At 66.0% G+C, this 11,835-nt stretch carries 12 protein-coding genes; 5 read left to right on the top strand and 7 right to left on the bottom strand.

Annotated features, from left to right (window positions below):
• Window position 1 precedes the first annotated feature (1 nt).
• The 4 genes from flgJ to GO999_RS23765 all read left to right on the top strand — a co-directional run bounded on the left by flgJ (window position 2) and on the right by GO999_RS23765 (window position 4,992).
• On the top strand, window positions 2-1,087 hold the full coding sequence (gene flgJ, locus GO999_RS23750) for a flagellar assembly peptidoglycan hydrolase FlgJ (protein WP_118872564.1): 1,086 nt from the start codon (window positions 2-4) through the stop codon (window positions 1,085-1,087).
• Between the two features lie 115 nt (window positions 1,088-1,202).
• The gene (gene flgK / locus GO999_RS23755) at window positions 1,203-3,131 is read left to right on the top strand and encodes a flagellar hook-associated protein FlgK (protein ID WP_011003663.1); all 1,929 of its coding nucleotides are present in this window, start codon (window positions 1,203-1,205) and stop codon (window positions 3,129-3,131) included.
• Between the two features lie 78 nt (window positions 3,132-3,209).
• Window positions 3,210-4,160, top strand: coding sequence for a flagellar hook-associated protein FlgL (gene flgL, locus GO999_RS23760; protein ID WP_016727713.1), 951 nt, complete (start codon window positions 3,210-3,212; stop codon window positions 4,158-4,160).
• Between the two features lie 88 nt (window positions 4,161-4,248).
• Window positions 4,249-4,992: a YoaK family protein gene (locus GO999_RS23765; RefSeq protein ID WP_011003665.1), complete on the top strand. Its 744-nt coding sequence runs from the start codon at window positions 4,249-4,251 to the stop codon at window positions 4,990-4,992.
• Between the two features lie 39 nt (window positions 4,993-5,031).
• Here the strand turns inward: GO999_RS23765 and GO999_RS23770 are convergent, their stop codons facing one another.
• Window positions 5,032-6,291: an NAD(P)/FAD-dependent oxidoreductase gene (locus GO999_RS23770; RefSeq protein WP_028861428.1), complete on the bottom strand. Its 1,260-nt coding sequence runs from the start codon at window positions 6,289-6,291 to the stop codon at window positions 5,032-5,034.
• A 141-nt stretch (window positions 6,292-6,432) separates the two neighbouring features.
• Between GO999_RS23770 and GO999_RS23775 the strand changes: the two genes are divergently transcribed.
• Window positions 6,433-7,173, top strand: a complete 741-nt coding sequence (locus tag GO999_RS23775) for a class I SAM-dependent methyltransferase (protein WP_211906966.1) — start codon at window positions 6,433-6,435, stop codon at window positions 7,171-7,173.
• Between the two features lie 36 nt (window positions 7,174-7,209).
• Here GO999_RS23775 and GO999_RS23780 read toward each other — a convergent pair whose 3' ends face one another.
• The 6 genes from GO999_RS23780 to GO999_RS23805 all read right to left on the bottom strand — a co-directional run bounded on the left by GO999_RS23780 (window position 7,210) and on the right by GO999_RS23805 (window position 11,834).
• Window positions 7,210-7,647: a hypothetical protein gene (locus GO999_RS23780; RefSeq protein ID WP_028854078.1), complete on the bottom strand. Its 438-nt coding sequence runs from the start codon at window positions 7,645-7,647 to the stop codon at window positions 7,210-7,212.
• Between the two features lie 35 nt (window positions 7,648-7,682).
• Window positions 7,683-8,117 (bottom strand): hypothetical protein, encoded by a 435-nt coding sequence (locus GO999_RS23785; protein WP_016727711.1) that lies wholly within the window; start codon window positions 8,115-8,117, stop codon window positions 7,683-7,685.
• A gap of 21 nt (window positions 8,118-8,138) precedes the next feature.
• Window positions 8,139-9,341 (bottom strand): beta-ketoacyl synthase N-terminal-like domain-containing protein, encoded by a 1,203-nt coding sequence (locus GO999_RS23790; protein WP_049800474.1) that lies wholly within the window; start codon window positions 9,339-9,341, stop codon window positions 8,139-8,141.
• A 65-nt stretch (window positions 9,342-9,406) separates the two neighbouring features.
• Window positions 9,407-10,633: a beta-ketoacyl-ACP synthase gene (locus tag GO999_RS23795; protein ID WP_211906967.1), complete on the bottom strand. Its 1,227-nt coding sequence runs from the start codon at window positions 10,631-10,633 to the stop codon at window positions 9,407-9,409.
• A complete protein-coding gene (locus GO999_RS23800) occupies window positions 10,633-11,361 on the bottom strand; it encodes a 3-ketoacyl-ACP reductase FabG2 (RefSeq protein WP_011003671.1) in 729 nt (242 codons plus the stop codon). Before GO999_RS23800 ends, GO999_RS23795 begins: the two co-directional genes overlap by 1 nt.
• Entirely contained in the window at window positions 11,358-11,834 is a 477-nt protein-coding gene (locus GO999_RS23805) for a hotdog family protein (protein WP_038938622.1), read from the bottom strand. Before GO999_RS23805 ends, GO999_RS23800 begins: the two co-directional genes overlap by 4 nt.
• Window position 11,835 lies beyond the last annotated feature (1 nt).

Here is an 11,835-nt window from a genome sequence, read left to right on the forward strand (position 1 = left end):
CATGAACCGGACCGACATCAGCAACCGACTGGCGCTCGACGCCCAGGGCTTCGAGTCGCTCAAGCAGACGGCGCGCACCGATCCGACCGCGGCGGCCAAGACCGTCGCCAAGCAGTTCGATGCGATCTTCGTCAACATGATGCTCAAGCAGATGCGCGAGGCGTCGCCGCAGAACGGCCTGCTCGATTCGTCGTCGAGCAAGATGTATACGTCGATGCTCGACCAGCAGTTGTCGCAGACCCTCGCCTCGCGCGGCGTGGGCGTGGCCGATCAGCTGCTCAAGCAGATGCTGCGGCAGGCGGCGAAAACCAATCCGGATGCATCGGGCCCGGTGAACACGGCGCTGTCGCGCACCACCGCCACCAATACCGCCCTGCCGGGCGCCGCCGGCTCGACCACCACGGATGCCGCCAAGACCATCGCGCGCGCGTCGCTCAACGGCCTGGCGGCCACGGCGGCGGCGGGCACCGAGGACGACGGCTCGGGCATCAGCACGGTGCCCCGCCCCGGCCTGGAAGAGCGCGTGCAGCGTGCCTTGGCCGCGCTGCGCAAGCAGGCCGAAGCCCAGTCGCCGGGCGGCACGCTGCCCGAGGCGGATCTGTCGTCGGTGGCCTCCCAGCCGGCCGGCGACCGCATGTCCAGCTTCTACAACAAGCTGATCGACCATGCCACGCAGGCCAGCCAGGAAACCGGCATCCCGGCCAGCTTCATGATCGGCCACGCCGCGCTCGAAAGCGGCTGGGGCCGCCGCGAGATCCGCGCCAAGGACGGCACCAGCTCGCACAACCTGTTCGGCATCAAGGCCGGCGGCTCGTGGACGGGCCCGACGACCGAGGTGATGACCACCGAGTACGTCGGCGGCGTCGCGCACAAGGTCAAGGAGAAGTTCCGCGCCTACGGCTCGTATGCCGAGGCGTTCAAGGACTACGCCAACCTGCTGAGCAGCAACCCGCGCTACAGCAACGTGGTGGCGGCCGGGGCCGGCAAGGATGCGGCCTCGTTCGCCAGGGGCCTGCAGCGCGCCGGCTACGCCACCGACCCGAACTACGCCAACAAGATCATGGCGGTGCTCAGGCAGATCGCCTGAGGTCGCCTATCAATTTTCGGGATCGATAGGGTCCCGGGCTCAAGTTTCCTCGCCGGCGGCCGTTCTTGTCGGTAGCGATCATCTTGGCGGCCCCGCCGTCCACACCGAGACAAACATGAGCAGCTCCCTCCTGAATATTGGCGCGACCGGTCTGCGGGTCGCCGATATCAATCTGCAGGTGACCGGCAACAACATCTCCAACGCGAGTACGGCCGGCTATTCGCGCCAGGAAGCGGTGCAGACCGAAAACATCCCGATGGCCACCGGGGCTGGCTACCTCGGCCAGGGCGTCAACGTCACGACCGTCAAGCGCATCTACGATCAGTTCCTGACCGCCCAGGTGCAGAGCGGCCAGGCCGCCAGCAGCGCCGCCGACCAGCTCAACAGCCTGGTCTCTGGCCTCGACACCTACCTGTCGGACAGCAACAGCGGCCTGGGCTCGGCGCTGACCAGCTTCTTCAATGCCGCCGACAGCCTGGCCTCCAATCCGTCCAGCACCAGTGCCCGCCAGGTCTTCCTGAGCGCGGCGAGCACCCTGCAGACCCGCTTCAACGCGATCTCGGGGCAGATGGCGTCCCTGTCGAACCAGGTCAACACCCAGGTGCAGACGCAGGTCAACAGCGTCAACAGCACCACCCAGCAGATCGCCGCGCTCAACGACCAGATCGCCAAGGCCGAAGCCGCGAGCGGCGGCCAGCCCGCCAATGACCTGCGCGACCAGCGCGACCAGCTGGTGCAGACGCTCAATCAGTCGATCAAGGCCAGCGTGGTGCAGACCAGCGACGGCCAGTACAACATCTACGTCGGCAACGGCCAGGCGCTGGTGCAGGGCAACCAGAGCTACCAGCTGACGACGGTGGCATCGCAATACGATCCGACGCAGCTGTCGGTGGGCTACAAGAGCCCGGCCGGCACGGTCACCATCGACGACAGCCAGCTCGGCGGCGGCGCGCTCGGCGGCCTGATGCAGTTCCGCCAGAACACGCTGATCCCGGCGCAGAACAGCCTGGGCCGGCTGGCCGCGGCCGTCTCGGCCGACGTCAATACGCAGAACAAAGAGGGCATGGACCTGAACGGCAAGCTGGGGACCGATCTGTTCTCCACCGCCGGCCCCAGCGTCGCGGCCAGCTCCAGCAACACCGGCACCGGCGCGCTGACGGCGACCATCACCAATGCCAACGCCGGCCAGGGCTACGACTACCAGGTCAAGTATTCGGGCGGCGCCTATACGGTGTCGCATTACCCGGACGGCTCCGGCGCCGTGACGGTGTCGAGCTGGCCGACCACCGTCGACGGCGTCACGCTCAACCTGACGGGCTCGATGGCCAGCGGCGACTCCTTCCTGGTGCGCCCCACCGTCAACGCGGCATCGACCATGCAGACGCTGACCTCCGATTACCACGCGGTGGCCGCGGCCTCGCCGGTGGTGGTCAACCAGGGCAGCAACAACACGGGCAGCACGTCGGTGGCGTCCATCGGCGTGGACAGCACCTATGCCGGCTCGCCGCTGGCCTCCGCCGTCAGCCTGACCTACAGCGGCGGCTCGCTGTCGGGCTTCCCCGGCAGCGTGACGGTCACCGTCAACGGCACGGCCACCACCTACAGCGGCACCGCGCCCTATACGCAGGGGGCGACCTATTCGTTCAACGGCATCCAGATGTCGCTGACCGGCACGCCGGCCGCCAACGACACCTTCACCGTCTCCGCCAACACGGCCAACAGCACGGACGGCCACAACGCCAGCGCCTTCGCGCAGCTGCGCAACGCCACGGTGCTCGACAACGGCACCACCTCGATCAGCTCGGGCTGGAGCAACCTGGTGACCCAGGTGGGCATCCAGGCCAGCCAGGCCAGCGCCAACCTGACGTCGCAGAAGGCGCTGCTGGCGAGTTCCACGTCGCAGCAGCAGTCGGTGTCGGGCGTCAACCTGGACGACGAGGCGATGAACCTGATGAAGTACCAGCAGGCGTACCAGGCGTCCGCCAAGGTGATGCAGACGGCGAACTCGCTGTTCGACTCGCTGCTGTCGATCGCCAACGGCTGACGCGCGGACTGAAGAACCGCGCGCATGTGCCGATAGAGTCTTCAAGCCAAATTTCCAGCTTCCTTTACGGACCCGATCATGCGAGTCAGTACCGCCCAGTTCTTCTCGGCGTCCACCTCGTCGATGCAGACCACGCAGTCGAACCTGGTCAAGCTGCAGCAGCAGATCTCGACCGGCATCGCGCTCAACGCGGCCGGCGACAACCCGGCGGCCATGGGCCAGGTGCTGCAGTTGCAGCAGTCGCAGGACACGAATGACCAGTTCCAGGTCAACCGCGACGCCACCAACGCGCGCCTGAACACTGTGTCATCGGCGCTCAGCGATGTGATCGCCACGCTGCAGCAGGGCAAGCAGTCGACCATCGCCGCCAATACCACGCTGCTGACGGATTCGCAGCGCGTCGGCATCCTGGCCCAGGTCAAGCAGCAGTACCAGCAGTTGCTGTCGACCGCCAACCAGCGCGATGCGTCGGGCGTGGCACTGTTCGCCGGCGCCAACGGCACCACCGCTCCGTTCGTCAGCTCGGGCGGCTCGGTGCAGTATGTCGGCAGCGGCCAGCCGCCCACGGTGCAGGTCGCGCAGGACATTTCGATGCCCAACTCGGTGTCCGGCGATTCCGTGTTCGTGCGCGTGCCCAACAGCGATGCGTCCAACCCGAACGCCAACCAGAGCGTCTTCAAGACGTACGAGAACCTGATCACGGCGCTGTCCAAGCCGATCACGACCTCGGCCGACGTGACCGCCATCCAGACGGCGGTGCAGACCGCGCAGGGCAACCTGGACAGCGCCTACCAGGTCGCCCTGCAGGCCCAGGTGACGGTCGGCACGCAGCAGGCGCAGATCACCACGCTCAACAGCAGCGGCTCCAACTTCGGCGAGCAGCTCAAGGAGCAGATCTCCAAGCTGCAGTCGGTGGACTACACCAGCGCCATTTCGCAGTTCTCGCAGCAGCAGGTGTCGCTGCAGGCCGCGCAGAAGACCTTCTCGGCCATGCAGGGGCTGTCGTTGTTCCAGTACATCAATCCCTGATCCGGATCCGGATCGGGCGGCGCGGGGGCCGCAAGGCGAGGCCGCCCGGGCGCATAATGTGCGTCTGTGGTTCTCGTCCGGACCGGCCATGCCCATCCAGTATCTCCGCCGCCTGACCAGCCCCGAGCGCACCGACGAGACCAATCGTCGGCTCGGGCAGTCGCTGGCGTTCGTCGCCGGCGCGGCCAACGCGGGCGGCTTTCTTGCCGTCAGGCAATACACCTCGCATATGTCGGGCATTGTCTCGGCCGTGGCCGATGACCTGGTGCTGGGCGATGTTCCGCTGGTGCTGGCGGGCGTCGCTTCGCTGCTGGCCTTCCTGGGCGGCGCGGCCTGCACCGCCGTGCTGGTCAACTGGGGGCGCCGCCGCAGCACGCAGAGCGCGTTCGCGCTGCCGCTGCTGCTGGAGGCGGCGCTGCTGCTGGGCTTCGGCCTGATGGGGGCCTCGCTCAGCCACTACCGCGTGGTGTTCGTGCCCGCCACGGTGGCGCTGCTGTGCTTCATGATGGGGCTGCAGAACGCCATCATCACCAAGATCTCCAGGGCGGAAATCCGGACCACGCACGTCACCGGGCTGACCACCGACATCGGGATCGAGATCGGCAAGGCGCTGTACTGGAACCGCGGGCATCGCCACCTCCATGCCGTGGTCGCCGACCGGTCGAAGCTGCGCCTGCTGTCTTCGCTGCTGGGGATGTTCTTCCTGGGCGGCGTGACGGGCGCGATGGGGTTCAAGTACGTCGGCTACGTGGCGACGATCCCGCTGGCATCGATCCTGATGGCGCTGGCGGTGGTGCCGGTGATGGATGATCTGGTGGCACGGCGGCCGTAGGTGGGGCGGCCCTGCCGAAAGGAGGGCCTCGATGGACGATCAGACTGCTTCGAGCCGGCAAACTTCGTGCAATGTGTTCAGGCGCCGTACCGGGTCCGCAACGAAAGGGTTGGTTTCGTCCCAGGCGTAACCCGCCAGTATTGCGCTGATCATGCGCCGAATGCCGGGTGCCTGCTGCGGGTGGAAAATGATGTCTTGCAGTTCACCCGTGTACCACCGTTCAATAAACGCGCGGAACGTGTCGATGCCGCGCCGCAGTGGCACGTCGTAGACGCTCTGCCAGTCCACCGTTTCACCGGCAAGCTGTCGCAACAGCGCTCGCACGGCGAGATCAGCCGAGCGAAGGGCAATCGTCACGCCGGAAGAGAACACGGGGTCCAGGAATTCACCGGCGTTGCCGAGCAGCGCGTAGCCGGGGCCATGCAGTTTCTCGACGTTGGCGGCGTATCCCCCGATATGGCGCACGGGCATCAGGAAGGGGGCATCCCCGATCAGGGAGGCGATGTTGGGCTCGGCTCGAATCAGCGCCCGCAACGCGGCCTCGCGCTCGGCCTCGGGAATATCGAGAAAGCTGGCTTCTGCCACGCAGCCGACCGAAGAGCGGCCGTTTGCGAGCGGGATCATCCAATACCAGACATCGCGCCGCTCGGGATGGACGGCGATGCAGATCTTGTTGCGGTCGGTCATGCCGGCCGGCAAGGCATCCTGTACGTGCGTGAAAAGGGCCGCGCGCAGCGGCATGCCGGTCGGTGCCTCAAGGTTCAGCAGGCGGGGCAGCACGCGTCCGAATCCGCTGGCATCCAGGATGAACCGGGCGTGCACGGTGTAGGTGTCACCGGATTCGGTCTGGACCTCAAGCACCGGCGCGTCGCCGGGCTGCACGGCGCGCACGCTGTGGCCGAAGCGTACGTCCGCGCCCTGATCGGCCGCGCAGTTGATCAGAATCTGGTCAAAGGCGGCACGTTCGACCTGGTAGGTCGTTCCCCAGCCATCGGAGTGTTTGTCGCGGAAGTCAAAAGCGGCGGTCTTGTCGCCATGGACAAAATACGCGCCGTTCTTGTACTGGAAACCGGCCTCGACCACGGCGCGCAGCATGCCGGCCTGCTCCAGATACGCCATGCTCTGCGGCAGCAGGCTCTCGCCGATCGAGAAACGCGGAAAATGTTGCCGTTCGAGCACGAGCACCTGCTGCCCAGCCTGTCTCAACAGGGCGGCAGCGACGGCTCCGGCGGGGCCCGCGCCAATGATGGCTACGTCCACGGATTCCGGATGATTGAGTGGATCCTGTTTCTTGATCATTGCCGATTCGAGCTTCTCTTATTGTTCACTGAAAGCGGATAAAAATCCGATCTGGATCGTACGTGCGTTTCCACGCTTTGAAAACTCTCTTGCGATTACAATGCCCGCTTGTCTGAACCGTCGCCGATTCGAGAGCGTTACGTGCAATCCATTGAGGTTTCTTCCGCGCCAGAGCGCATCGGGTCATTTGTTCCGGAAACGGCGTTCGGCATCTGGTTTCTACGCACGCAGACGTGGGCGCATCACGTACTGCGCGTCGCGGTCAACGATTTAAAGCGCCTGATCACGACATCGCTACCGGTTGCGCCCGTGATTGCGGATGTCGGCTGCGGGCAGGGCATCTCGTTCCGCCTGCTCGAAAGCGCGTTCGCGCCGCAACGCATGATCGGCATCGATTTCCATCGTCCGTCCCTGGCGGCCGCCAAGCAGGCCGCCGCGGTGCTGGCTACGCCAGTCGATCTGCTGCACGGTGATTGCGCAGCGCTGCCCTTGCCGGACGCATCCGTTGACATGGTGTTCTGCCATCAGACCTTTCATCATCTGGTCGAGCAGGACCGGGCGCTTGCCGAGTTTCACCGCGTGCTGAAGCCGGGCGGACTGCTGCTGTTTGCGGAGTCGACCGAGGTCTATATCAAGTCCTGGGTGATCCGGCTGCTGTTCCGTCACCCCATGCACGTGCAGAAAAGCGCGCAGGGCTATCTCGACATGATCCGGGCGGGCGGTTTCGCGTTCGAGGACCGGAACATCTCACTGCCGTATCTCTGGTGGAGCCGGGCACGTGATTTCGGCCTGCTGGAAAGACTGGGGCTGCATCGCCCGAAACCGGGAAAGCGGCGCGAGACCCTCGTCAACGTCGTCGCGATCAAGCACGAACGAGGTTGAGGAACAGGGCCCGCGGGCCCGGCTTTCCTTCGGTGGTTACTTGTTGAGCGTGACCACTTCGCCCTTCAGTGCCACTGCGACGACGAACATGCCGGCACCGCAGGTGAACTCCGAGGCGCTCTCCATCACGCGCTTCTTGTAGTTGCTCTTGATATCGACGACGGCATTGCCACCCATCTGACGTGCGCGCTCCTGCAACGCCCGCACGGTAGAGAGAAGTGCGTACTGGCACGCGGCTTCCTCGCCGACACTGATCGTGCTGGTCGTCTTCCTGATGCTGATCTCCCCCAGCGATTGGGCAACGGGGGCGTGCTGCTGCCCGGAAAAATACAGACCGATGTCGTCGGCGACTTTGTCGGGGCCCTCGCTGGCGAGCGCTTCGCTGATCGGATACGTGTCGATCTCGTCGCGGGCCAGCGCGGGGGTACCGATTGCCGCGAAGCAGAGCGAAATCAATAGCAGTAGAGGTTTCATGTGGAGACCTTGCGGCCCTGTCGTGGACGGGGCGATTACTTGCCGGCTTCGATCTTCACGACGTCGCCGCGTACGCGCAGCGCCGAGGCGACACCGCTCACGCCGCACGTAAAGGTGCTGTCGCTATTCGACTGGTTGTCGTGGAAGCTCGTCTTGATGTTGATGACGGCGTTGGCTCCGTGATCATGCGCATAGCTGGTGAGCTGCCGCAGCGTATCCGCCAGGGCTGCGTTGCAGATTTCGACTTCGGTGGCCGTCTTGCGCGGCAGGTGCGCGGACTTCATGACCTCGCCCAGTGTTTCGATGACGGGAGGGTGCTGCTGGTTGCCGAAATACAGCGCCACACCGGGGCTGAGCTGCTGTGCTTCCAGCACGGGCTTGATCGGGTACGTCACCACTTCGGTCCGCGCGGCCGCGGTTTGCGCAATCGCGGCAACGATGCCAGCAGTCAATACGGATCGGATGTTCATCGAGCACTCCTGTTCGTGTCGTTATGAGTAGAAATCGCCGGGATCGGCGCCGAACATCAGGCCGGCACAACTGCCGCCGAACCCGAAAGAAATGGACATGGTGGTACGAAGGTCGGCCGGGCGCGAGCGGCGGACCAGGGGCATGGCCGTGGCCTCCGATTCGAGCGTCACGATATTCGGGCAGCCGGCAATGAACCCGTCGCGCATCATCAGCAGCGTGTAGATGGCTTCGTGGGCACCCGCCGCACCGGGTGGATGCCCGGTCAGTCCCTTGGTAGAGGAGAACGCCGGTGTGTTCGGGCCGAATACAGCCTTGAGCGCGCGGAGCTCCTCGAGGTCGCCGGACGGGGTCGACGGCCCATGCGTGTTGATGTAGTCGGGCGGTGCCTCTGTGTGTCGCAGCGTGTCGCGGATGGCGCGGGCGATGCTGGCTGCCTGTGGCGACACCATCGACGAGCTGTCCGTGCTTTGGCCGAAACCGATGACCTCCGCGTAGATGCGCGCACCGCGCGCGCGGGCATGCGTGAGCGACTCGAGGACCAGCACGCCTGCCCCCGACGCCAGGACAAAGCCGTCGCGGGCCGTGTCGTAAGGCCGGGAGGCCAGATGCGGCGTGTCCGCGCTGGCACGCGACAGGGCGCCCATGGCATCGAAGAGCAGCGCGTAGTTGTCATGAAGCTCTTCGGCACCGCCCGCCAGAACGATGTCCTGCTGCCCGGCGCGGATCCAGTGCGCGGCCTGCCCGATGGCCAGCGCCGATGTGGTGCACGCGGACGACGGCGAATAGCTGATGCCGCCGATGCCGAAGACCTGCGCAAGATTGGCGGACACCGTGCTGCTCATCGCCTGCGGAACGACATAGGGCGGCACGCGGTCCACGCCGCGTGAGCGCGAGATGGCCAGTGCCGCATCGTAGGCGGACAGGGCTCCGCTTCCCGAACCCACCACGGCGCCGACGTGAGGCGATTGCAAGAGGGCTGGATCGAGTGCCGCGTCTTCGACGGCCTTGCGGGCCGCGTGACAGGCCAAGCGTGCGGTGTCACCCATGAACCGCTCGAACTTGCGGGGGAACGGTGCCTCATCCGCGACGCAAGCCACGCCCGCCACCTGGCTCGCGAGTCCGAGCGCGTGCCACGCACTGACGGCCGACAGGCCCGAGCGGCCTTCGCGCAACGCAGCGGCAACCGCATCGAGGGTATTGCCGAGGCAGGACACGATGCCCATGCCCGTGACCACGACACGCTCAGGCCCGGCACCCCCGGCGGCGCGACGCGAAAGTTCCGCGGATGTCACGGCGCGCGCTTGAGGACGAGGGAGGTATTGATGCCGCCGAACGCAAAGTTGTTGGTCATCACGTACTCGGTGTCGATGGCGCGTGCGTTGCCTGCGATGTAGTCGAGCGGGGCGCAAGCCGGGTCGACGGTCTCCAGATTGAGGGTCGGCGCATACCAGTTGCGTTTCATCATTTCGATGGTCCACCAGGCTTCGATGGCGCCGCACGCGCCCAGCGTATGGCCGATGTAGCTCTTGAGCGAGCTGATCGGCAAGGTGGGCCGGAAGACTTCGGCCGTCGCACGGCTCTCCGCCACGTCGCCGAGGTCCGTGGAGGTGCCGTGGGCGTTGACGTATCCGATGGCATCCTGCGGCAGCCCCGCATCCTGCAGCGCGAGCCGCATGGCGTGGCTCATCGTGGCCGCGGTGGGCTGGGTCATGTGGGCGCCGTCGGAGTTGCAGCCGAAGCCGACGATCTCGGCATGGATGACGGCGCCGCGGGCACGGGCGTGTTCGTATTCCTCGAGGACCAGCGTGGCCGCACCCTCGCCAACCACCAGGCCGTCGCGGGCGGCATCGAACGGGCGCGGCGTCAGGTGAGGCGCGTCATTGCGCGTGCTGGTCGCGTACAGCGTATCGAACACGGCCACGGCCGGGCCGGACAATTCTTCCGCGCCACCCGCGAGCATCAGCGTCTGCTTGCCGCCGGCGATCGCCTCGTAGGCGTACCCGATCGCCTGGCTGCCCGATGCGCAAGCGCAGGAGGTCGGCACGATGCGGCCTTTCAGGTCCCAGAACAGCGCCACGTTGACAGCTGTCGTGTGCGGCATCATCTGGATGTAACTGTTGGACGTGATCCCCTGCATCGAGCCGGTATCGAGCATCGTGCCGAATGCCCGGATCGGCTGCACCGACCCGGACGAGGATCCATAGGCCACGCCCATGCGCCCGTCGCTGATGCTGGGGTCCTCGGCCAGTCCCGCATCCGCCAGCGCCAGTTCGGTGGCGCGGACCGCGTACATCGAGACGGGGCCCATCGAACGCGTCTTCTTGCGCGGATACGTCGACGGCACCTCAAACGCGGGGAGCGGGCAGGCGAGCCGTGAATGCAGCGCGCTGAAGACATCCCATTCGGGCATGCGGCGCACCGCGTTGCGCCCTCGCTGCAAGGCTTGCTGGATGTCGCTCCATTGGGAGCCCAGGGCAGTCACGCCGCCCATTCCGGTCACGACCACACGCTTCATCACACCATCCCGCCATTGACGCCGATGACCTGCCGCGTGACGTACGATGCGCCGTCCGACATCAGGAATCCGACCACCGATGCCACTTCGGCGGGCTGGCCGACGCGGTTCATCGGGACCGTCTTCAGCGCGTGGTCCAGATGCTCGACTTCGGCCAGCATCTCGGTGTCGATCAATCCGGGCGCGACGCAGTTGACGGTAATGCGTCGCGAGGCCAGCTCCACGGCCAGCGCCTTCGTCGCGCCGATCAGGCCCGCTTTCGCGGCGCTGTAGTTGACCTGCCCACGGTTGCCCATCACGCCGGAGACGGATGCGATCGTCACGATGCGCCCGCCCTGGCGCAGCCGGATCATCGGCATGGTCAGCGGATGCACGACGTTGTAGAAGCCGTCCAGGCCCGTTTCGAGCACGATGTCCCAGTCCTCCTCGGTCAGCGCGGGAAACGCGGCATCGCGCGTCACACCCGCGCACAGGACGATGCCGTAGTAGGCGCCGTGTTCCGCGACATCGGCCTCCAGCAAGGTACGGCAGGCCACCCGGTCCCGCACGTCAAACTGCACCACGCGTGCGGTACCCCCCTGGGCCTGGATGGCCGATACAACGGATTCGGCATCGCTGCGCCCGCTGCGGCAATGCACGCAGACCTCGAAGCCGTCGGATGCCAGTCGGTTGGCTATGGCGCGACCGATGCCCCGGCTGGCACCTGTCACGAGAACGCGGCGGCTCATGATGCGAAACTCCCTTCGATAAAGGCTTGGAAATCGGTTGGCTGGTAGACCTTGATCACGGCTTGTGCCAGGTCGCGTCCGCCGGCGGCAATCGTGCAGGCATAGGCGCCGTGGCCTTCCGTGCTGCGCAGCACCTCCTGCACGGCGATGCTCAGGGGCTGGTTGGACGCAAACGCCGGCGCATGCGCCTCGTACTTGCGCGATCCGAGCAATACGCCCGGACGCGCGGGGTTGCCCTCTCGCATCGACAGCAGTCCGACATGCGCGGCAATGGCCTGTGCCATCAGCTCGATGCCGAACCACGCGGGCATGGCCCCCTCGGGATCGGCGTACCAGGCGGTCGGATCGACATGGGCGGATGCCCGCAGGGTTTCATCGTCCCACGTGTCGACGTGCGCCAGCAGGAGCATCGAGCCACGATGCGGCAGGATGTCTTCGATGCGGGGCGGGGTGGTATCCATGCGGTCGTTCATG

Origin of the sequence: Ralstonia nicotianae (assembly GCF_018243235.1) — a bacterium.
Classification (GTDB): domain Bacteria; phylum Pseudomonadota; class Gammaproteobacteria; order Burkholderiales; family Burkholderiaceae; genus Ralstonia; species Ralstonia nicotianae.

Bases quoted from the DNA above. Each gene is read 5' to 3' on its own strand.
- flgJ (WP_118872564.1), top strand. From the start codon at position 2: ATGAACCGGACCGACATCAGCAACCGACTGGCGCTCGACGCCCAGGGC.
- flgK (WP_011003663.1), top strand. From the start codon at position 1,203: ATGAGCAGCTCCCTCCTGAATATTGGCGCGACCGGTCTGCGGGTCGCC.
- flgL (WP_016727713.1), top strand. From the start codon at position 3,210: ATGCGAGTCAGTACCGCCCAGTTCTTCTCGGCGTCCACCTCGTCGATG.
- GO999_RS23765 (WP_011003665.1), top strand. From the start codon at position 4,249: ATGCCCATCCAGTATCTCCGCCGCCTGACCAGCCCCGAGCGCACCGAC.
- GO999_RS23770 (WP_028861428.1), bottom strand. From the start codon at position 6,291: ATGATCAAGAAACAGGATCCACTCAATCATCCGGAATCCGTGGACGTA.
- GO999_RS23780 (WP_028854078.1), bottom strand. From the start codon at position 7,647: ATGAAACCTCTACTGCTATTGATTTCGCTCTGCTTCGCGGCAATCGGT.
- GO999_RS23785 (WP_016727711.1), bottom strand. From the start codon at position 8,117: ATGAACATCCGATCCGTATTGACTGCTGGCATCGTTGCCGCGATTGCG.
- GO999_RS23790 (WP_049800474.1), bottom strand. From the start codon at position 9,341: ATGGGCATCGTGTCCTGCCTCGGCAATACCCTCGATGCGGTTGCCGCT.
- GO999_RS23795 (WP_211906967.1), bottom strand. From the start codon at position 10,633: ATGAAGCGTGTGGTCGTGACCGGAATGGGCGGCGTGACTGCCCTGGGC.
- GO999_RS23800 (WP_011003671.1), bottom strand. From the start codon at position 11,361: ATGAGCCGCCGCGTTCTCGTGACAGGTGCCAGCCGGGGCATCGGTCGC.
- GO999_RS23805 (WP_038938622.1), bottom strand. From the start codon at position 11,834: ATGAACGACCGCATGGATACCACCCCGCCCCGCATCGAAGACATCCTG.